Here is a 22,126-nt window from a genome sequence, read left to right as displayed (position 1 = left end):
AGGATTATGAGATGCTCTTGATTATGACAATGAGGGAAATAGTGGCGGGCAATTCAGTGCCATGACCTGTTTTTCCTCTTCACGCAAAACTGAGATTTCTTTTCTGCGCTCGTTCATAAGGCGACTGCCGATCGTTCCTTTTAACTTAGAACGAGTCTCTTTAACCGCCAGCCGATGCATAGCTTTTTCGCCTATCAGTTGGCGGCGCTGAAGCTGATCCGTCATCCAGTTGAAAGCCTCAATATAGGTGATTTTGATTTGCATAGCTGCCCTGCCAGTGAACCCCATGACCACTAATATGTAACCGTCTTTCGTCATGTTGAACATCGGCTGAACATCACCATTTTTATCAATGAAATCAGTAGGCTCAAAATTGAGCTGGGCGAAATCATCAGGGCACTCACTGATAGTTTTCCGGATTTTTCGCAGTACGTTTTTATGATCTTTGCCGAAGAAACGCGCCACTTTAATACTGTTTGTCAGCACTTTCCCACTGGCAGACATAACCATTTCTCGGAAGTCGTAGGCGGGGATTACTGCATGATTGCTCATAACGTTTACCTTCTCTTTGAAATGAACCTTTGCCGCACAGGAAATCAGCCCGTCGAGGCTCGCCAGCACTAACTGACTTCCTCAAAGGTTCATTCCAAAGGGTTGGGTTCGACGTGGGGGAATGCGCGAGCGGTGCGCATAAAAAAAACCGAGTCAGCTTTTTAGGGCGTAACTCGGTATCTTTCTGGAATTTAGCGCGTATTGGCGATTAGGGAAAGTACATTGCTGTTTTGAAACCCATCTTCAAGTCATGAAACCATGGGAATATCTGAATGCTGGCAATGTCAGAAGTTACCTAAGAAAGTATTTAATCTGCTAATTACGAGTTCCCTTACAGCGTGGATAATGCTGGCAACCCCAAAACTGGCCGTACTTTCCCGAACGACGTTGCATTAAAGAACCACATTTTGGACAATGCGGTACAGTAGATGCTGACCGAGTATGGCCCGGAGTTATCTTAGAAGTTACGATATTAGATAGCTTCGAGGGAGGGATTATTGGTTGTGGTGATGATTTAATGGGTAATGATACAACAGATATTGGCACAGGCAATCCTAGTGTTTTTAAGTCATGTTCAGCCTGTGCACGAATAGTGATTGCCTCACACAGGGCCATGTCAGCTCGTGCTATGTCAGGCAAAGTGTTCAAACGTCTTTTAGCATTTTTAATAACAGCTAAACCATTACGAATGGTATTTTCTAGTTTCGCTTTATCAGCTGCATACCGCCCTTTTAGAATTTTTTCGTCGGCAGCGTCTTGAGAATTTGGCTTTTGGTCATACCTAAATTTCGCTTCTTTCTCGCGCCGCCAGTCTAAAAGCTTACCAGTCATCACCTTACCAAACCCTGGCACACGCAGCACATCCGTGCGATTCACGTCTTCAGCGGTTTCAATTCCGAATGATATTAACGTCGCAGTTTTTGCGGGCCCGATACCTGATATATTAGCTTGACGAATAGAGAAACTGTCCAGATAGGCTCTTAATTGACGAGCCTCTCGATTGGACTTTAATAGGGCAAGATCATGAGTTAAAGCGACATCTTGCTCCCTATATATAGTAATTGCGATATCAAGCCCCCCCCGAACCTTAATAATTTCCGTCAATCCATTGCGCTGTAAAAAAACATCCAGTTCATGTTGCACCAATTCATCAGCTTCTTGAAAAGCCTTTAAAAATCTTGACTGTTCAACTTTACGCTCAGAAAAAAGAGAATAACCCCATATAGCGAGACCTATCCATACATAGAATATTGCAGGTTCATATATAAAACCATAAACAGCCGCTCCCATCATGAAAAAACCTAATAAGGAGTTACGATATTTACTATTTTTGACTGCTATAAGTGCATCGCTTGGTCTATTTATAGATGATGGTGAAGGTAATAAATCATCTGCAGTAGGAAAACGGAACATCTGTATTTCTTGGATAGCTTTTTCTGTTCCATGTGTATCGGTTGATAAAGTGGGGAATATCGCAGACAGATCAGGAAACATATCAAACGCATTATTGCTAGCTAATCTGCACCAAACGCAACCTTTAGCTTTACTAGGATAAAAATGTGTCTTAGTTTTACTACAGTGATTTAATGAAGATTCAAGCGTTGTCAGAATTTGAATCCATACTTTGGCATCCGGACGAGCACTGGGTGTCAAACCAAACGCTTTTTCAAATGCTTGGGCTACGACATCAGGAAAGAGATCAAGTGTTAAAGCGCCTGGAGGTGATGTGGTCTGTGTTTCGTTTTGCCTAAAGAGAGAAAATGCAAAACGATTTTGAGCGATGGCTTCGCTCATAGATATGTCTGGTCCCTTATAGCGTCCAGCGTATGGATGACGCCCCATGAATAAAAGATGAAAGATTGCGACAGCGAGGCCAAAATTATCATGTTCAATCGTTCTTTCCACTGAACTGAGATTTTTACCGTGAAGTTCGGGAGGGGTAAAATCAGGAACGCCGACGACACAAGGATAAATAATACCCTTTAAATAGAACTGAAAACTATCTGCATCAATCAGAGCAACGGTTGCATCCTGAGCCACCAATACACCTGAATGGTTCAAATCTCCTATTACTCCACCATCTTGATGCACTTTACCTACCGCTCGAGCTACATTTAGCGCTGCTCGAACAAGAAATCGATAATCAGCTTTAGGGAAATGGTGCAAGCGGGATTTAGGACTATATAGCTCGTGTAGCGGATGGTAACCTGATACAAACCGCATGACGAAGCCCAGAAACTTACCCGTTTTATCGGTTACTATGTCTCTGGGGTACGCTATCAGATCGGTTTTACTATAAAGCGCTATATCAACCATAGCGCGAATTTTATTTTCACGCTCGGAACGTCTGTTGACATTATATATTTTTACCACTACTCCAGGGCGGTCATTTATTTTATAAACTTCACCTTCACCGCCTTTTCCAACCAACTTAGCAACAGAAACTCGCTCATTTCCTATAACAATTTCCTGCATGCTTACTTTCCTGAAATAAGGATCAAAGTTTTATCATCATCGGTACGTTCGCAAACCGATGGGCTACCAAGATATGTAGCTAGTTGATTTGACAACTGAATAAATCGACCTTCACCCGTTGCATTATCTACAGGGCGCATCATAGGTTCAAAAAATCGAGGATGGGCCGTTTTTTCATGTTGTGATAATGCAAGATCGCCCACACCATCAGAAAATAAGGCATAAGCATCATACATATTTTTCTGACGTCGTAAATTGAGGCGGGGTTCTGGACTGTCTGTTATAAAATAGGTACTGGACGCATATTCTCCATTTTCTGGCCAACAAATTGCCTCCCATTCATTTCCTTTTCTACCAACAATAGCACTATCACCAATGTGTAACGTCAATATCTCATCAGGTGATATAAGAGCAGCTGCCAGAGTAGCCGCAAATTGCCTAGGCATGCTATTTCTGCGATTAGCCAAAGTAAAAATAAGGTCGCGTAAATCGTCAATCCAATCAATTAACTCTTCGGTAGTGGGTAAATCAGAATTAGTATGTAACCATTCTCTGAAGCGAACGGTTAAGAAACGACATGTAAGCCACGCTCCATATGCACCAAATTCCGCACTTCCCGCACCATCTGAGACCACTGCAAAAAGAGTCGAATGCCCAATACGCGACACAGCACAGGCATCTTGCAATTTACTACCAGATCGAATGTGTGAAGTACCTATTACTGATGCTGACGCCCATTTCCAAGCCACTTATCATTACTCCACAATGGCCCATCCATCCGGTGCTGTCGGATTTTCGAGGGGAACTGCATCGCCTGGGTTAGACTGTGAAACTGCACTTAGTGAACTGGACAGCCACTGGAATAACTCTTTGAACGCCAACCCTTTAAGTTTGAGAGGCTGACGAGTTGCGATTTGTTTAAGCACATTCATGTCAGCTTGTTCAACACCAACAGCGTAAAACATAAACTCTTTGCGCTCCTCACCTTCATGGACACGGCGTCTGGCCTCATCCCAGTTATCGGTAGGAGCTCCATCGGTAATCAAAAAAATCCAAGGCCGGTAATATTTCACACCATTTTCACGATATCTCTGTTTACGTTGCTGCAACATGCTTATTCCAGTCACAATGGCGTCCCCCATCGGGGTCGCATTATTTGCTTCAAGCATCTCAGGATAGAAGTTGTCAACAGTGGCGAAATCAGATTTCACTTCAACGGGGCCAAACGTAACAACAGCTAACTCAACTCGTTTTGCTGCCATTGGGTCATTCAAAAGTTCTGAACGAAGTGTCATAAGCCCATCGTTCAGTTGTGCAATAGGAGCTCCACTCATTGAATATGATGTATCAAGAAGAAGAATTACTGGGCACCTTTGTTCAGGATTCTCTGCAAACTCCACATCACTAAAAGGTTGTTGTTCAAAATTATCCATTTCTTTTCCTTGATGAGTGTTCGTATCAATCACTAGTGTTCTTATCAGCGAAGTCAGACACAATTGATTATTAATGTAGTTAGTCAAAATAGCTAAAACTCGATTGCCACATGTTGCGTTGCTGATGCAGTAAAAAAACTGTCATATCACATTTTAAAGACGATATTGGTTGCCATCTCACTTAGACTGGATCGTATGATTTCCGTCGGTATCACGGGGCTAGACCCAGTTTTACTTAATGAGTATACGTCCAGACATTACTATACTGGACCGCGCAGATATAAGGCATTCTCTTCTTAATACCACGAATTTTTTGAGATTTCTGCGTTTTTGATCTCTTTCTAATGTCGATGTCAGTTTATGAACCCGGCACAACATCTGCTCTTAACTGATTGTCAGCTATAATCATGCCTTTCTAAAGAGCACAGCTAAATTGAGTAATGCCTAGTGCCTTTTATCCCGCGTTGCCCCCCCACTGCGCCGCCAGCACCCGCTCCCGCAACCGCTACGCAGTCTCAGTGTTGCTCTTCCGCGCAGCTTACTTCGGGGCTGAGAGGCTGGTACGGCATACAGATGGTATTGACTCAACACAGTTAACAAGTTTGCTTTATCTCAGATACCACGCCTGAAGCTACATGCAGTCTTATCTGTGCAAATAACCGACGGTAAGTATTTATCTTCCCGTTCTTTTGTTGGGATAGCTGCACATTGTTTGCTGAGTGCTAACCGCCGTGTTGCCCGAACTGTCATAGATTTATCTTGGGGCATATAAAAGTTAACCTCAATATCTGATGGTTTCTGCCCCGGCCAGTAGCCAATGGTACCCTTGGCTCGTACCATCTCTTCCCCTTTATCGTCATAAACATAGTAACTTCCCACGCCACTGCGATCCTCCATGATACGAATGGCACCGCTGGGATAGTGATTTACAAGAGAATCACTTACCCACTGGTCGCGTACGCAATATGCCATCCCAGCTGTACCAGGAGTGCCGGTGAACGTATCTACAACTTTGGTTGTACTACAGGCGGTTAACGCAAAAAAGGACATGAAAAGTAGTGGTTTAATAGACATTTTGCCAAAGCATCCTTTGCTTTATTTTAAGAGTTCACATCATATCATTGGCAATAGCATTTGATAATGATTCTTATTTAGTTACCATGCTATCTATCTCCTGTGTAATACGGCGGATGCGTAGGTGCGGCCTTAACACGTTCCCGCAGTTGCTGCGCAACCTGACTGCTTTGCTGCTTGGCTTGCCCACGAGTCGCTTCAGCATAGTTAGGGGAAGTACATTACCGCTTTGGTTATTTTGAAACCCGTCTTCGAGTTCAGAAACCAGCATCAACCCCAGCAACGCAGTACGGCGTATTGTTTCTGGATTTACGTCATTGTCGATGTTTGTTAGTAGATCAAGTAGCCCATGCAGGCTACTCAGTGCCATCTCAGCCCCTAAGTTCATCAGACACCTCCGCATCCAGAGCGAGACGGATTTCTCCAAACGAATCACTTGCAATACCGATCAGCGCGGATAGCTGCCGCGAGGTTTTCTTCTCAGTTGCCATCTTCAAAATAACATCGAATAGAGATGTTGACCGCTCCCCGCCGTAAACGGTGAAGAGCAGTCAAGAAACGACTTCAAGCTGCTTTGATCGTAACGCATTATACAAAAATATATTTTGGGATAGGTTCTAAATCTGTGTCACGGCCTAATCGATATCATTTAATGAAAGGAATATGATGATAATGTTACTATATAGAAACATATACTCTGAACATATATTCAATTATTAATAAATGTTTAATTTTAAGAAAATGATTTTTTACAACCTCGAATGTTAATAAGGGTAAATTATTATTGAACTGAGCTGACAGATTGTTATAAGGTAACTGAATCAAACATTTAATAAAATTTACTAATAACATGAAGGTGATTAGCTATGATCCCATCGGTATCCATAAAACCAGATACCTCAGTGCATGTTTCCCATGATGATTATCAGGTAAGTCTATTAACAGCCGATCGTGTGATAAAAGAATCTCAAATAAAACATGATGGACTATGCAGCTTTCGTTACAAAGGGCGCCGTTCTTGGTTTGAAAATGAAAATGTTGCATCACTTAATGGTAGGGTTAATTTTATAAATAAAGTTACATCTCGTATTATAGAATCAATGCCATTGCGCGATAAACCAATAACATTTATATCATTAGGTTCAGCTGGCCTGCTAACAGAATCGTTCATAAATGAACAACTTAAAAACGCAGGTTATAAAGATATAAGCTGGAGAATTATAGAAGTAGACTATCAAAGCAATGGTTATGAACAGTGTCGTAAAGAATTTAGAGAACATGTAAATGCCAATGTCAGAGCATTTACGACGGAACAAGCATATTTAAATAAATCCCACAATCATGGCATGTTGGCTGAAAATGATAAAAACCGCGGGGGCGTTGTTATCTTATCTATTGATCCTCCTACAGATTTAGAAAAAAAAAGCTATGACTCTGATTGTATGATTCTCAAAGGAAGGCCTGTTGAAGACGTTAAAAAAGCAAATGCGATCTATTTTATTTTTGCGCCAATTGTTCATAAAGAAATGTTCTGTCAAGTACCACAAGAATTATCTAAAGGGGATAAATTAGTTGGTCTTGACTGTGCGCTAAAATGTTCAATAAACAAACATGGAAAGCCTGAATTTAGCTATAGCCAATCTGAAAAAGGCAAATATATATATAATGGCGTTAAACGTTTACTGGATCTTCACTACGAAAAACCTGATCTGGCACAGAGGAAAATTGAGTTAAGTGATGTTGCCGAAGTTTTCGATAAATTCATCGAAATAATAAATATTGCAGGGATGACTGGCATCAGATTTTTTGTTTCTGACTATGACACAAGTAAATTAAATTTACACAATTACTTTACCAATTGTAATAATGAAACATTATTTGCATCTTTCGAAAATAATGACATATCTTTCGAAAGAAAAGAATAACACAGCTTATTCTAATAATGTTTTTTATCAGGAGCGTCGTAAAACACCGCCCTTCAGGGCGGGGGAGGATGTCAATTAATTACCATGCTATCTATTTCCAGTGTAATACGGAGGATGCGTAGGTGCTGTCTTACCTCGCACCCTCAGTAAGTGCGCAACCTGGCTATTCTGCTCGTTAGATTGCCCACGAGTCGCTTCGGCATATTTAGCATCCAGATGCGCTTTCGACACATTATTCCCCGGCGCATAAGTCGCCGCCACCTGTTTCACAAATGCCACTTTACCCGGATCGCCCACCGCCCATTGATCCAGTTGCGCGCTAACACCGTCATTATCGGGTTTGTGCGCCTTCCCATATGCACCATCAATTTGCTCATCCAGTAGGTCAAACTGTGCATTAATCGCTGCGGCGTTGTTCGGATCTTTGGCAATCGCATTCGCCCGCGCTTTTTTGGATGAAATTTTCTGAGTTCGGTGCTCCTTGGCCTCGGCGCTTTCCTGCTTCGAGGTCGGATTAACCATATCGTTGAGAAATTTAGCTCGGTCCCCATAATTTAACTGCCCGACCACTTGGCTGTAGCCTCGGAACTCTTCCATAAGACGGGGTAGCGCAATTGGCGTTATGGTGTCATTTGGATCTGTTGAACCAAAGCGCGTCATGGGTTTAAAGGCTGTTGAACCATCACTATAGGTTACTTTCAGCGATGGAATAACCCCTTTACCATCTTCCGTTAATCCAATATGGGCCAGCTCTTTCGCCTGAATAGTTTTGCCTGTTTCTTTATCCTTATCGCCAATCCCGCGTTGAATATGCCCGGATAGCACGCTATTCATCACACGGATTGCGGCAGGATCGTTAAGCACAATATCAACGTTCCCAATCTCTTTTGTTTTGCCGATCCGCGCACCAAGCGGATCTATTGGCAATATAAGCATCCGTTAACAGGCAAGCGTCATGGTCTGGGAACAGATGAAACCGAAGCCACTTCCATTGCGATAGAAGCCAACCTGCGCATTAGCGCGCAACAGGCCAATCAGGTGTCCGTGATCCGCGAACGCTCGCTGGCTATCGCCGGTCAGGGGATCACTGTTAGCGGCTGGCTGGAGAGATACAAAGCCATTCAGGATGAGCGACTGAAATCAGGTGATATTCGGCCCAACACCTATAAGCAGCGCAATAAGCCTATCGCCCTGCTCAACCAGCATGCCGGCATGAAGCTGCTGGCAGAGGTGGGGGCCAAGGATATCGCAGAAATTCTTGATGATTATAAGGCGAACGGTCAGCCACGGATGGCTCAGGTAGTGCGTTCGGTACTGATCGATGTGTTCAAGGAGGCGCAGCATGCCGGTGAAGTACCGCCCGGCTACAATCCCGCGTTGGCGACCAAGCAGCCACGTAAGAAGGTGCTGCGCCAGCGGTTAGATCTGGAAGAGTGGCAAGCCATCTTTTCGATTGCCGAAACCAAGCATCGCTATATGGGCAATGCCATGCTATTGGCGCTGGTCACCGGGCAGCGCCTTGGCGATATCGCCAACATGAAATTCGCGGATATCTGGGACGACCATCTGCATATCGAGCAGGAGAAAACCGGAACGCGCCTAGCTATTCCCCTTTCACTGCGATGTAACGCCATCGACTGGAGTCTGGAAGATATCGTTAAGCGCTGCCGTGATTATGTGGTCAGCCCTTACCTGGTTCATTTTTTTCACACCACCTCACAGGCCAAACGCGGCGATGGCGTCAAGCCGCGCACCCTCACCTTGCGGTTTAGCAAGGCCAGGGATAAAACAGGGTTGAGTTGGGAGAATGGCACCCCGCCCACCTTTCATGAACAGCGCTCACTGGCAGAACGGCTGTATCGGGAACAAGGTGATGTCGATACCCGGCATTTGTTAGGGCATAAATCGCAGCATCAGACCGATGCCTATAACGACGATCGCGGTAAAGATTGGTTAACAATTCAGGTGAAGTCTGGTTGAAAGGCTATTACTGCGCGGGCGATTTTTAATCTATTTTACTGAGGAATTTTACTGGGATTTTACTGAATGACTTTTGCGATGTTAAAAACCAGCGGCAGCAAAGCGCCACCGCCGATCTTTATCGCAACAATACGATTACATGTTATCGATGATGTCCTGAGCAAACTCGCTACATTTCCGCAGCTTAGCGCCTTCCAGCTGACGTTCGAAATCGTAGGTCACCGTCTTGTTCTTGATTGCGCCTTCCATACCCTTAACAATCAGGTCGGCCGCTTCGAACCAGTGCATGTGGCGCAGCATCATTTCAGCGGAAAGAATAACTGAACCAGGGTTCACTTTATCCTGACCGGCATATTTCGGTGCTGTACCGTGAGTCGCTTCGAAAAGCGCGCATTCATCACCAATATTGGCACCGGGCGCGATACCAATACCGCCGACCTGTGCGGCCAGTGCATCGGAAATGTAGTCACCGTTCAGGTTCATACAGGCGATAACGTCGTACTCCGCCGGGCGCAGCAGAATCTGTTGCAGGAAGGCATCAGCAATCACATCTTTGATGATGATGTCTTTGCCGCTGTTCGGGTTCTTGATGCTAACCCAGGGTCCGCCGTCGATCAGTTCGCCGCCGAATTCGTCACGTGCCAACTGGTAGCCCCAGTCTTTGAACGCGCCTTCGGTGAATTTCATGATGTTGCCCTTGTGGACCAAGGTCACGGATTCACGATCGTTGACGATAGCGTACTCAATGGCGGCACGGACCAGACGCTTTGTTCCCTCTTCAGAGCACGGCTTGATGCCAATACCACACTGTTGCGGGAAGCGGATCTTGCTAACACCCATCTCTTCACGCAAGAATTTGATCACTTTGTCAGCGTCAGCGGTACCGGCTTTCCATTCGATACCCGCATAAATATCTTCAGAGTTCTCACGGAAGATCACCATGTCAGTCAGCTCAGGCTGTTTAACCGGGCTAGGTGTACCTTCGTAATAACGAACCGGACGCAGACAGATATAGAGATCCAGTTGTTGACGCAGGGCTACGTTCAGAGAACGGATACCACCGCCGACAGGCGTAGTCAATGGGCCTTTGATGGCGACGCGGTAGTCACGAATCAAATCCAGCGTCTCTTCCGGCAACCACACATCGTTGCCATACACCTGGGTGGATTTTTCACCGGTGTAGATTTCCATCCATGAGATAGCGCGTTTGCCGTCGTAAGCCTTTTTCACTGCGGCATTAACAACATTGATCATCGCAGGAGTTACATCCACGCCGATACCGTCGCCTTCGATAAAGGGGATAATCGGATTATTAGGAACGTTCAGCTTACCTTGGGCATCGACAGTGATTTTTTGTCCGTCTGTTGGTACAACTACTTTGCTTTCCATTAACCTCTCCTTCGAGCGCAATTTTGTTAATGATTTGTAAGATGCGCGTCAATACTACTTGAATATTTTGCCCGCGCCAATCGCAAACCATTTCGAGTATAATGCCTTTGTAACTCTCGGCTATAAAGATGATGAATAAATTCTCGGTTAAAAATCACAACCTTAAGCGATTCAGCTCGCAAACTTCGCGTAAACGCGCGGTTTCCACTGCGCCACGCCGCATCGTTCTGTTCAACAAACCTTTTGACGTGCTTCCGCAGTTTACCGACGAAGCAGGCCGCACCACCCTGAAAGACTATATCCCTTTTCCTGATATCTATGCCGCAGGACGGTTGGATCGTGATAGCGAGGGTCTAATGATTCTCACTAATGACGGAAAACTGCAAGCCCGACTCACTCAACCGGGGAAAAAAACCGCGAAAATCTATTATGTTCAGGTTGAAGGCACCCCGACAGAGGCAGATTTGCAGCAATTTCGTCGCGGCTTGTCGTTGAAAGATGGCATGACGTTGCCCGCCGGGGCCGAAATTGTTGCGCCCCCGGATTGGCTATGGTCACGTGTGCCGCCGATTCGCGAAAGAAAAACCGTTTCTGACAGTTGGCTAAAAATCACGCTACATGAGGGGCGGAACCGTCAGGTTCGTCGCATGACAGCGCACATAGGCTACCCAACCCTACGCCTGATACGCTACGGTATGGCTAATCAGACACTGGACCATTTACCGCCTGGCACCTGGAGAGAGATTCTCGATGTTTAAACCGCATGTAACCGTGGCCTGTGTGGTGCAGGCTGAAAACCATTTTTTAATCGTTGAAGAAGAGATTCGCGGCAAAGCTACCTGGAACCAGCCCGCAGGGCATCTTGAGGCTGACGAGACGCTGATTCAGGCGGCTCGACGCGAACTGTGGGAAGAGACCGGCATCAGCGCAGCACCGCAATTTTTTCTGCGTCTTCACCAGTGGATTGCCCCCGATCACACCCCGTTTCTGCGTTTTTGCTTTGCCATTGATCTCCCTGCAAGACTCCCGACCACGCCGCATGACAGCGATATCAGTTGTTGTCACTGGCTTACCGCCGAGGAGATTCTACATTCCACGCAGTTGCGCTCGCCGTTGGTGGCAGAAAGTATTCGCTGCTATCGCACAGCTGAACGCTACCCGCTCAGTCTGTTGGGGGCCTTTAACTGGCCTTTCGAAATGCCCAATGCGCAGGATTAGCCATGCAGCCGTGACAACATCATGATAAAATATGCCGCTTGTTTTTCATGCTGACGCGCTGAAGTCCTTTGAGTCGCGCGTCAACACTTCAGTTCGTGAGACGCCCATGTCAGATAACAGCCAGAAAAAAATCATTGTCGGGATGTCCGGCGGTGTCGATTCTTCCGTTTCCGCCTACCTGTTACAGCAACAGGGCTATCAGGTTGAAGGCCTTTTCATGAAGAACTGGGAGGAAGATGATGACACGGAGTATTGCTCAGCCGCTACCGATCTGGCCGATGCGCAAGCCGTATGCGACAAATTGGGCATTGTGCTACACACCGTCAATTTTGCTGCGGAATATTGGGATAATGTGTTTGAACATTTTCTGGCGGAATACCGTGCCGGTCGCACGCCCAATCCCGATATTCTGTGTAACAAAGAGATAAAGTTCAAAGCGTTTTTGGAATTTGCCGCGGAAGATTTAGGGGCCGACTATATCGCTACTGGCCACTATGTGCGCCGCCATGACAGCGGCTGCGCCACGCGTTTGCTGCGTGGAAAAGACGGAAACAAAGATCAGAGCTATTTCCTTTACACGCTCAGCCACCAGCAAATCTCGCAAAGCCTGTTCCCGGTAGGCGAGTTGGAAAAACCTGAAGTACGCCGTATCGCAGAACGTCTCGGGCTTGCAACCGCGCAGAAAAAAGATTCTACCGGTATCTGTTTTATCGGTGAACGCAAATTCCGAGATTTTCTGGCGCGTTACTTGCCTGCACAACCGGGACCTATCCTGTCCGTTGACGATGGCAAACCCATGGGGCAGCACCAAGGCTTGATGTATCACACGTTTGGGCAGCGCAAAGGGCTAGGCATCGGCGGTGTCAAAGAAGGCAGTGAAGACCCCTGGTATGTGGTTGATAAAGACGTCGCGAATAATATTCTGTATGTTGCGCAAGGGCATAATCATCCGCGTCTGATGTCGCAGGGGCTTATCGCACAACAGTTGCATTGGGTCGATCGCCAACCGCGTCTTGATCCTTTCCGCTGTGTCGTGAAAACGCGATATCGTCAGGAAGATATTCCCTGTACGGTGACTCCGCTGGATAGCGAGCGTATCAGCGTTCGTTTTGATGCGCCGGTTGCTGCGGTAACGCCGGGTCAATCCGCGGTGTTTTATCAGGGAGAGGTTTGTCTTGGCGGCGGCATCATCGAAGAACGAGTTCAGGAGTAGCCTGTGGCTAAAAATTATCAGGACATCACGCTGGCGCTGGCGGGCGTTTGCCAATCTGCCCATCTGGTTCAACAACTGGCGAATCACGGCCACTGTGATAATGACGTACTGCAAACCTCGCTCAACAGCCTGTTGGATATGAACCCAGGCTCTACCGTAGCGGTATTCGGTGGCGATGAGCGTAACGTAAAAGTTGGATTGGAAACCCTGCTGGGGATTTTAAACAGCAGCGCCAAGGGTGTAGGCGCAGAATTATCCCGCTACGCCTTTAGTTTGATTGCCCTGGAGCGCAAGTTAAGCGGTAATAGTGCTGCGCTCGACGAATTGGGTAACCGTATTAGCCAATTATCACGCCAACTCGAACATTTCGAGCTGATGTCAGAGACGATTATCAGCGCGCTGGCAGGGATTTATGTCGATGTCATCAGCGCCCTCGGCCCGCGAATTCAGGTAACCGGTTCCCCGGAAGTGCTGAAAAACACGCAGGTGCAGGCTAAAGTACGCGCCGCGCTGCTGGCGGGGATCCGTGCCGCCGTGCTGTGGCAACAGGTCGGCGGCGGACGTTTACAACTGATGTTTTCTCGCGCCCGTTTGGTGAAAGAAGCCAAACAGATGTTGGCCCGTTGTTAAGCCATGCGCGGCCGATTGCCACACAAAGCGACAGCGCTGCGGCCGCTCATGCATCATCACGACACCTGAACGTTGCTGATGTTATCTTTTTTAATTTATGCGTTGTTAAACCTATACTTTGATAAATACACCCCAGGAGTTGCTTGCGATGGAATTATCCTCACTGACCGCCGTGTCCCCCATTGATGGTCGTTACGGTGATAAAGTCAGCACGTTGCGCGCTATTTTCAGTGAATTTGGTTTGCTGAAATTCCGTGTGCAGGTTGAAGTCCGCTGGCTGCAAAAATTGGCAGCCTGTGCAGAAATCAAGGAAGTTCCTGCATTTGACGCCGACGCAAACGCTTTCCTTGATAAAATTGTCGCAGAATTCAATGAAACTGACGCCGCGCGTATCAAAACCATCGAACGCACCACCAACCACGATGTGAAAGCGGTAGAGTATTTTCTGAAGGAAAAAGTCGCAGCAGTACCCAGCCTGCATGCGGTCAATGAATTCATCCATTTCGCCTGTACGTCAGAAGATATCAACAACCTGTCCCATGCCTTGATGCTGGATGGCGCGCGTCGTGATGTGATTCTGCCGTTCTGGCGTCAAATTATTGATGCCCTTAAAACATTGTCACAGCAGTATCGCGATATTCCCCTGCTCTGCCGCACCCACGGCCAGCCCGCAACGCCGTCGACCATCGGCAAAGAGTTCGCTAACGTGGTGTACCGCATGGAGCGCCAATATCGCCAACTGCAACAGGTCGAGATTCTTGGCAAAATCAATGGCGCAGTGGGTAACTATAACGCGCATTTGGCCGCTTATCCGACGCTGGACTGGCACGCGTTCAGCGAAAGCTTCGTCACCTCGCTGGGTATCCAGTGGAATCCCTACACCACGCAGATCGAGCCGCACGACTACATCGCTGAACTGTTTGACTGCATCGCCCGCTTCAATACCATTCTGGTCGATTTTGATCGGGACATCTGGGGCTATATCGCACTGAATCACTTCAAGCAGAAAACCATCGCGGGTGAAATTGGTTCTTCCACAATGCCGCACAAGGTGAACCCTATCGACTTCGAAAACTCCGAAGGCAATCTGGGATTAGCCAATGCTGTGCTGGGCCATTTGGCGACCAAGTTACCCGTGTCACGCTGGCAGCGCGATTTGACCGACTCTACCGTACTTCGTAACCTGGGTGTCGGTATCGGTTATGCGCTGATTGCCTATCAAGCGACACTGAAGGGCATCAGCAAACTGGAAGTGAACCGCGATCGTCTGCTGGACGAGCTGGATCACAACTGGGAAGTGCTGGCAGAACCTATCCAAACGGTCATGCGCCGTTATGGCATTGAGAAGCCTTACGAGAAACTGAAAGAACTGACGCGTGGAAAACGCGTTGACGGTGCAGGCATTCAGGCTTTTATCGATGGTCTGGCGCTGCCTGAAGAAGAAAAAACACGCCTGAAAGCGATGACGCCGGCCAGTTACATCGGTCACGCGGTAACGCTGGTAGACACGTTAAAGTAATGCGTAAGCACGGGGGGTAACAGCCCCCGTGCCTGTCTTTGCGATTGATTATTAGTTCACGTTAGGCTTTTTCTCCATTCCCTCGACGTTTGTTTACATTTAGTTTACTGCGATTGTGGATAATTCACATCGCCACCGCCGATGCTCGATTCTGCTTTTTTTGTTAGAATTAGGGGGCATAGCCCGGATCGTCTGTAGTTCAATGAAGGATAAAGTCATGCGCGTACTGGTTGTTGAAGATAATGTGTTGCTGCGCCATCACCTCACCGTTCAGATGAAAGAAATGGGCCATCAGGTTGATGCGGCTGCCGATGCTAAAGAAGCGGATTATTTCCTGCATGAACATGCCCCTGACATCGCTATTCTGGACTTGGGATTGCCCGTAGAAGATGGTATGACGCTGATTCGCCGTTGGCGCAATCAGCAAGTGAAGCTGCCCATTCTGGTGCTGACGGCACGAGAAAGCTGGCAGGATAAAGTCGCCGTGCTCGAAGCCGGTGCTGATGACTATGTGACGAAACCCTTTCATCTTGAGGAAGTCGTTGCCCGAATGCAGGCGCTGATGCGACGTAACAGCGGCCTGGCATCCCAGTTGATCAGTTTGCCACCGTTCGAAATCGATCTGTCGCGTCGAGAACTCATGGTGGCGGGGACGCCGATTAAACTTACGGCATTTGAATACACGATTATCGAGACGCTGATTCGTAACAACGGGAAGGTGGTCAGCAAGGAGTCACTGATGCTGCAACTTTACCCTGATGCAGAATTGCGGGAAAGCCACACCATTGATGTGTTGATGGGACGTCTGCGCAAAAAATTGCAACTGGTGTATGATGCCGACGTCATCACTACCGTACGAGGCCAAGGCTATCGTTTCGATTTGGTCGCCTCATCATAGCTATGCGTGTAAAAAGACTGCCATTCTCCTTACGTGTTCGTTTTCTGCTTGCTGCTGTCGCTATAGTGCTGGCCCTGTCGTTGTCTTATGGGGCCGTCGCTATTATTGGCTACAGCGTCAGTTTCGATAAAACGTCATTCCGTCTGTTGCGCGGTGAAAGCAACCTGTTTTACCGTTTGGCGCAGTGGAAAGACCATCAGCTTAGCGTCACCATGCTGTCTGACATGGATATCAGCTACCCCACGCTGGTGCTGATTTACAACCAGGACGGCAAAATTCTCTGGCGTGAACGCGAAGTCCCGGAACTGGAAGCGCTGATCAAACCCGAATGGCTGACAAAGACCGATTATCACGAACTTGATACTAATACCCAGACCAGCAGCGCGGTACTCAAGGGCGATGCTCAGGTTCTCAGCAAACTGACCCGCTTTAGCAGCAAGTCGGAAGAAACACCGTTCACCCACTCCATCGCCGTCAATACCTACCCGGCCACAGAGAATTTGCCTGCGTTAACCATTGTGGTGATTGATAAAATCCCCCAGGAACTGCAACAGGCAGATATGGTCTGGGAATGGTTCAGCTATGTTTTTATCGCCAATTTACTGTTGGTGCTGCCGTTACTCTGGCTCGCCGCCCACTGGAGTTTGCATCCGATCAAGACGCTGGCAGAACAGGTGGCCGATTTGGAGAATGGCACCCGCGAACAGCTTGATGAGAACCCACCGCGCGAACTCTACAGCCTGGTGCGTAACCTTAACATCCTGCTGAATAACGAACGTAAGCGCTATCAGAAATACCGCACGGCGTTAACGGATTTAACCCATAGCCTCAAGACCCCTCTTGCCGTGCTGCAAACCACATTACGTGCGCTGCGCACGGATAAAGAAGTGCATATCGAGCAGGCAGAACCCGTGATGTTGGCGCAAATCAGCCGTATCTCACAGCAGATCGGTTACTATCTGCATCGCGCGAGTATGCGTTATGAACACAACCTGCTGCTGCGTGAGGTACACTCCGTCCCGGCATTGCTTGATGGGCTGTGTTCCGCGCTGAACAAAGTCTATCAGCGTAAAGGCGTCGTCATCACGTTGGATATTTCCCCGGAATTGACCTTTGTTGGCGAGAAAAATGACTTTATGGAAGTGCTGGGCAATGTGCTCGATAACGCTTGCAAATACAGCCTTGAATTTGTGGAAGTAAGCGCCCAGTATTCGGACCATCGCCTGCATTTACTGATCGACGATGACGGCCCAGGCATACTGCGCAGCCAACGTGAAATGATTTTCCAACGTGGTCAACGGGCGGATACGCTGCGCCCCGGTCAGGGCATTGGGCTCTCCGTCGCGCTGGATATCATCGAGCAATACGAAGGGGAAATTATCATCACCGACAGTGTCCTTGGTGGTGCCCGCGTTGAAACCATTTTCGGACGCCAGCATTCGCACCCTGATTAACGTCGGTCTTGTTATAACCGCAAGCCGCTCAGCGCTGCAACTCCGACGCTGAAATGGTTATACTCATACAGCCCCCCTTTGTTGGAACACATGGTATGGATTATCAACTGAATCTCGATTGGCCATCTTTCATGGCGAATTACTGGCAAAAACGCCCTGTGGTGATCAAGCAGGGTTTTACCGATTTCATCGATCCCATATCGCCCGATGAACTTGCCGGGCTGGCAATGGAAAACGAAGTCGACAGCCGTTTAGTCAGCCACGATGAAGGCCAATGGCACGTCAGCCACGGTCCTTTCGATAGCTTTGACCATTTGGGTGAACACAACTGGTCATTGCTGGTGCAGGCCGTTGACCACTGGCATGACGCCTCAGCGGCACTGATGCGCCCGTTTCGTCACATCCCTGACTGGCGCACCGATGATTTGATGATCTCATTCTCCGTGCCGGGCGGCGGCGTAGGGCCGCATATCGACCAATATGATGTTTTCATCATTCAGGGCACCGGTCAGCGCCGCTGGCGCGTCGGGGAAAAAATTCCCATGAAGCAGCACTGCCCTCACCCGGATCTGTTACAGGTTGGTCCGTTCGAGCCGATCATTGATGAGCTGATGGTTCCGGGGGATATTCTCTATATTCCCCCCGGATTTCCCCATGAAGGCTATTCATTGGAAAATGCGCTTAACTACTCGGTCGGCTTTCGGTCACCTAACGGGCGTGAATTAGTCAGCGGTTTTGCCGATTATGTACTGGCTCGTGAATTGGGGAGCTATCGTTATAGCGATCCCGATATTCCTGAACGTGAACACCCGGCCACGGTATTGCCCCAGGAGCTGAATGCGCTGCAAAAAATGATGTTGGATCTGGTACAGCAACCGGAACACTTCCAGCGCTGGTTTGGTGAGTTTATTACGCAATCCCGCCATGAGCTAGATATTGCGCCGCCGGAACCGCCGTATCAACCCGGCGAAGTTTATGAGTTACTTCAGCAAGGGGCCGCTTTACGCCGGTTAAACGGGCTGCGAGTGCTCTGCGTCGCAGAGCAGTGCTTTGTCAATGGTGAGTGCCTCGATACCCCACACCGTAGCGCTGCGCTCGCCCTGTCAGAGCAATTGACGTTTGAAGGCAGTGTGTTGGGCGAAGCACTGGAGGATCCTTCATTTCTGGCCAAACTGACCGTGTTCATTAACAGCGGTTATTGGTATTTTATGGATTAACTAATACCGTTATCCTCACTTGATACCGGTCATTTTTAATGACCGGTATCGATATAAACCTTACATTCTCACCGTCAACCATTTGTTTAATATCACAGTATTACTGTCTAACTAATATACACCTATAAAAACACCCTCCTTAAAGCTGTAATATTCCTACAGTAATACAGGGTGAACAATGTATTCATGATTTTCCTCACAAGAATATAATAAAAACCAACCTAGCTTTATTTATAACCGAAGGAAGAGTTATGAATAACCCAATGCATGTCACATCTGGTACTAACAATATAGCCCAATACATTCAAAACCATGTCAGTGGGAATGTAGCGCAAACGCCTTCTTGCCTAAATTGCTTCTTGGTCAAAATCATAAACATCATCACCCTCAACTTCTTAAAAAAAAACAAGGATGATGATTACAAAAAATTCGCCCTAGGCTTTACGTTTAATCTATTGCATGAGATTCAAAAAACACACAGTAGGAATAACTCCTATCATATTCCACATCGTATTGAATTTGAGTACTTAAATAACAAAATTCTTTTCGAAAGCAATGATAAAAATACCAAAGAAAAACAAATAACAAAACTCACGGTTGCAACGCAACAGGGAGAAACGTCTTGCAACACACTCAGCACTGAAATTTTTTCACAATTTTGCAGAATACAATTAGCTATTGATCGCAACATTTTAACTGAAGAGGAAATTAGCTTCACTGCGGAAGGCAAGCCTGATTCAAGCAAAATGGATGCTGCCACGGAATCATTACTTGCCTACATTCTTTTAGATGTAGATTCTTTAGAAAACACATTACAAAATGACGCTCATAAACATGTCCAGCCCAGCAACTCTGCGTGTTCAATACCGCTAAGTGAAAGCTGTCACCCTGCACAGCCTACCCTTTTGAAGCGAAATACATCCTTTCTTTATCGCCAGTTATCGAGAAAAACATCTCACGATAACAGTACGATTAATCGAGGAGACGAGTCATTAAAAAAAATAGTCTACACGTCAAAAGAAAAGTATCTGAAAGATAAAATTTGCGAAATAATTGAAAACTTGAAAAAAACTTATAGTAAAGACAGTGATCAAAGAAGAAATCCTGAGTCTGATGGTTTATTCAGGATGTCAGGTAACAAAATTGAAAATGACACTGCATTAGTTAATCTTGAGAAATGTTCTCTCGACATTAATGATATAAACAGAGAAGCGTTGCTTTATGTTCTAAAGCATAATTTTTCAAAAATAAACCCAATAAATGAAAAAGTGCTTTCAAAAATGATGAAAAACCAGAATAACGCCACCGAGATTTTCCATGAAAGAATCAATGCAATGGACACCAAGGAGAAAAATCTTTTTTTAATTGTCCTGGAGTTTTATTCTGATGCTTATCGGAGTGCAGACGATAACACAACTTCAACCTTCAATAAAAAACAATTGCTTGCAGCTTCTTTGCGGCTCACTATCCTACCCCAGCTTTATGACTCCATCACAGAGACCTCAACGGATCTGTCTCTCATTAAAGAAAGGAACAACGTTGGCGATCATATAGTATCAAACATTCTTACTTCATTTCCTTATGCGAGCGATTCCGTACAATTGACAACGAACCAATAGGAATGAGCAAACTCGGTGTGATAAAGCTTGTTGTCATGGTTAAACATAATGCTGGGAACCGTTCCCAGCATCAAATCATCATTGACCTATTTAATCGCGTTATAACGCTTTTGCGCGCAATGCCGTCAACTCTGCGACGCGCATAATCACCGACACGGCTTTTTCCATGCCTTCCAGCGTGATGAACTCATGTTTGCCATGAAAGTTGTAGCCGCCGGTAAACAGATTGGGGCAAGGCAACCCTTGGAAAGAAAGATGAGCACCATCCGTGCCACCGCGAATAGGCTTGAGACAAGGTTCAATATCGCAATCGCGCATCGCTTGCTGCGCCAAACTGATAACGTGCGGATGTTGTTCAACCTGTTCGCGCATATTGTAATAGGTGTCGGTAATGGTCACTTCGATATAGCAGTCTGGCGGCAATCCAAGACCCACTTTTTCAGCGATATCAAACAACGTCTTTTTACGCAGTTCAAAACCGTGCTTCTCGAAATCACGCACAATATAGTGCATTTCGGCACGCTCTACCGTCCCTTTCATACTGTGCAGATGATAGAAACCCTGATAACCGTCGGTCTGCTCCGGCACTTCTTGTGCAGGCACTTCCTGATGGAAACGTGCTGCCAGCGCCAACGCGTTGACCATAACGCCCTTGGCACTGCCGGGGTGAACGTTATTACCCACAATCTTGATGCCAACGGATGCCGCATTGAAGTTTTCGAACTCCAGTTCGCCAACCCCCCCACCATCAACGGTATAAGCCCACTGCGCGCCAAAGGCCGCGACGTCAAAGAATTGTGCGCCTTTACCAATTTCTTCATCAGGGGTGAACGCGATGCGCACCGTGCCGTGTGGCGTTTGATGGTGTTTCAGCCGCACCATCGCCGTAATGATTTCGGCAATACCGGCTTTATCGTCGGCACCCAGCAGGGTTTTGCCATCCGTGGTGATGAGGGTGTTACCCAGCAGTTGATGCAGCACCGGGAACATCACGGGCGACAGGATTTCATCCCCGATACCGAGAGCAATGTCGCCACCGCGGTAATCTTCCAGGATCTGCGGGTTAACGTTTTTCCCGCTGTAATCCGGCGACGTATCCATATGAGAGATAAAACCGATGGTAGGCACTTGCCACGCCACATTCGAGGCCAGCGTCGCCATAACGCAGCCATGCTCGCTCAGGGTAACCTGATCGAATCCGAGCGTGATCAGTTCCTGCTGTAAGGCGCGTGCCAGCTTGAGCTGACCATCCGTGCTCGGCACATGCCTGACGCCCGACTTAGACTGCGTATCGAAAGTGACATAATTTAAAAAACGATCGAGTAATTTTTCCATATTTCAGCCCCCTGAACCCTGAGGGGTATTATGCGGATGGCTTTCCCGGCAAATATTGCGTCAGGTCAGTTTTTACCATCTTAGCCACCGAATGCGTTAAAACCGCCTTTTGCGGACGGACAAATCAGTTGATTCATGAAACCAGGGCTTTACGATGCAATGTTGTTCGCGCCACAGTCGCATTTTTTTAACATC

At 47.1% G+C, this 22,126-nt stretch carries 20 protein-coding genes; 11 read left to right on the top strand and 9 right to left on the bottom strand.

From position 1 onward, the window contains the following. Window positions 1–21 precede the first annotated feature (21 nt). The 6 genes from J5067_RS03435 to J5067_RS03410 form a co-directional block, all read right to left on the bottom strand. Window positions 22–552: a Rha family transcriptional regulator gene (locus J5067_RS03435; protein ID WP_264628257.1), complete on the bottom strand. Its 531-nt coding sequence runs from the start codon at window positions 550–552 to the stop codon at window positions 22–24. 315 nt (window positions 553–867) lie between these two features. Next, the gene (locus J5067_RS03430) at window positions 868–3,027 is read right to left on the bottom strand and encodes a topoisomerase DNA-binding C4 zinc finger domain-containing protein (RefSeq protein WP_264650436.1); all 2,160 of its coding nucleotides are present in this window, start codon (window positions 3,025–3,027) and stop codon (window positions 868–870) included. Between the two features lie 2 nt (window positions 3,028–3,029). Continuing rightward, window positions 3,030–3,776: a PP2C family serine/threonine-protein phosphatase gene (locus tag J5067_RS03425; RefSeq protein ID WP_264650435.1), complete on the bottom strand. Its 747-nt coding sequence runs from the start codon at window positions 3,774–3,776 to the stop codon at window positions 3,030–3,032. 6 nt (window positions 3,777–3,782) lie between these two features. Next, a complete protein-coding gene (locus J5067_RS03420) occupies window positions 3,783–4,460 on the bottom strand; it encodes a VWA domain-containing protein (protein WP_264650434.1) in 678 nt (225 codons plus the stop codon). Between the two features lie 612 nt (window positions 4,461–5,072). Next, window positions 5,073–5,534, bottom strand: coding sequence for a hypothetical protein (locus J5067_RS03415; RefSeq protein ID WP_264650433.1), 462 nt, complete (start codon window positions 5,532–5,534; stop codon window positions 5,073–5,075). A 73-nt stretch (window positions 5,535–5,607) separates the two neighbouring features. Beyond that, window positions 5,608–5,922 carry a hypothetical protein gene (locus J5067_RS03410; protein WP_264650432.1) on the bottom strand — a complete coding sequence of 105 codons (315 nt, stop codon included), beginning with the start codon at window positions 5,920–5,922 and terminating at the stop codon, window positions 5,608–5,610. A gap of 478 nt (window positions 5,923–6,400) precedes the next feature. Between J5067_RS03410 and J5067_RS03405 the strand changes: the two genes are divergently transcribed. Next, window positions 6,401–7,459, top strand: a complete 1,059-nt coding sequence (locus tag J5067_RS03405) for a hypothetical protein (RefSeq protein WP_264627709.1) — start codon at window positions 6,401–6,403, stop codon at window positions 7,457–7,459. Between the two features lie 87 nt (window positions 7,460–7,546). Here the strand turns inward: J5067_RS03405 and J5067_RS03400 are convergent, their stop codons facing one another. Then, window positions 7,547–8,395 carry a hypothetical protein gene (locus J5067_RS03400; protein WP_264650431.1) on the bottom strand — a complete coding sequence of 283 codons (849 nt, stop codon included), beginning with the start codon at window positions 8,393–8,395 and terminating at the stop codon, window positions 7,547–7,549. Between J5067_RS03400 and J5067_RS03395 the strand changes: the two genes are divergently transcribed. After that, window positions 8,312–9,439, top strand: coding sequence for a phage integrase Arm DNA-binding domain-containing protein (locus J5067_RS03395; protein WP_264650837.1), 1,128 nt, complete (start codon window positions 8,312–8,314; stop codon window positions 9,437–9,439). The two genes, J5067_RS03400 and J5067_RS03395, sit on opposite strands and share 84 nt — an antisense overlap. Window positions 9,440–9,574: 135 nt before the next feature. Here J5067_RS03395 and icd read toward each other — a convergent pair whose 3' ends face one another. Further along, window positions 9,575–10,828 (bottom strand): NADP-dependent isocitrate dehydrogenase, encoded by a 1,254-nt coding sequence (gene icd, locus J5067_RS03390; protein WP_264642400.1) that lies wholly within the window; start codon window positions 10,826–10,828, stop codon window positions 9,575–9,577. Window positions 10,829–10,959: 131 nt separating this feature from the next. On the opposite strand from icd, the gene rluE reads away from it, so the two are divergent. The 9 genes from rluE (at window position 10,960) to J5067_RS03345 (ending at window position 20,596) form a co-directional block, all read left to right on the top strand. Continuing rightward, entirely contained in the window at window positions 10,960–11,586 is a 627-nt protein-coding gene (gene rluE / locus J5067_RS03385) for a 23S rRNA pseudouridine(2457) synthase RluE (protein ID WP_264643707.1), read from the top strand. Continuing rightward, window positions 11,579–12,046, top strand: coding sequence for an NUDIX hydrolase (locus J5067_RS03380; protein WP_264650430.1), 468 nt, complete (start codon window positions 11,579–11,581; stop codon window positions 12,044–12,046). Before rluE ends, J5067_RS03380 begins: the two co-directional genes overlap by 8 nt. Window positions 12,047–12,152: 106 nt before the next feature. Beyond that, entirely contained in the window at window positions 12,153–13,259 is a 1,107-nt protein-coding gene (gene mnmA, locus J5067_RS03375; protein ID WP_264642398.1) for a tRNA 2-thiouridine(34) synthase MnmA, read from the top strand. 3 nt (window positions 13,260–13,262) lie between these two features. After that, window positions 13,263–13,889, top strand: coding sequence for a high frequency lysogenization protein HflD (gene hflD / locus J5067_RS03370; protein WP_264642397.1), 627 nt, complete (start codon window positions 13,263–13,265; stop codon window positions 13,887–13,889). 148 nt (window positions 13,890–14,037) lie between these two features. After that, window positions 14,038–15,408 (top strand): adenylosuccinate lyase, encoded by a 1,371-nt coding sequence (gene purB / locus J5067_RS03365; protein WP_264642396.1) that lies wholly within the window; start codon window positions 14,038–14,040, stop codon window positions 15,406–15,408. A 217-nt stretch (window positions 15,409–15,625) separates the two neighbouring features. Further along, entirely contained in the window at window positions 15,626–16,306 is a 681-nt protein-coding gene (gene phoP / locus J5067_RS03360) for a two-component system response regulator PhoP (protein ID WP_195313029.1), read from the top strand. A gap of 2 nt (window positions 16,307–16,308) precedes the next feature. Then, a complete protein-coding gene (phoQ, locus tag J5067_RS03355; protein ID WP_264642395.1) occupies window positions 16,309–17,760 on the top strand; it encodes a two-component system sensor histidine kinase PhoQ in 1,452 nt (483 codons plus the stop codon). 95 nt (window positions 17,761–17,855) lie between these two features. After that, window positions 17,856–18,977, top strand: a complete 1,122-nt coding sequence (locus J5067_RS03350; protein WP_264650429.1) for a cupin domain-containing protein — start codon at window positions 17,856–17,858, stop codon at window positions 18,975–18,977. Window positions 18,978–19,228: 251 nt separating this feature from the next. After that, window positions 19,229–20,596 carry a hypothetical protein gene (locus J5067_RS03345; RefSeq protein ID WP_264650428.1) on the top strand — a complete coding sequence of 456 codons (1,368 nt, stop codon included), beginning with the start codon at window positions 19,229–19,231 and terminating at the stop codon, window positions 20,594–20,596. Between the two features lie 99 nt (window positions 20,597–20,695). Here the strand turns inward: J5067_RS03345 and pepT are convergent, their stop codons facing one another. After that, window positions 20,696–21,931: a peptidase T gene (gene pepT, locus J5067_RS03340; protein ID WP_264650427.1), complete on the bottom strand. Its 1,236-nt coding sequence runs from the start codon at window positions 21,929–21,931 to the stop codon at window positions 20,696–20,698. Window positions 21,932–22,126 lie beyond the last annotated feature (195 nt).

This window comes from Candidatus Symbiopectobacterium sp. NZEC151 (assembly GCF_025962655.1).
Classification (GTDB): Bacteria; Pseudomonadota; Gammaproteobacteria; order Enterobacterales; family Enterobacteriaceae; genus Symbiopectobacterium.
This window is presented reverse-complemented; position numbering and strand designations above follow the sequence as displayed.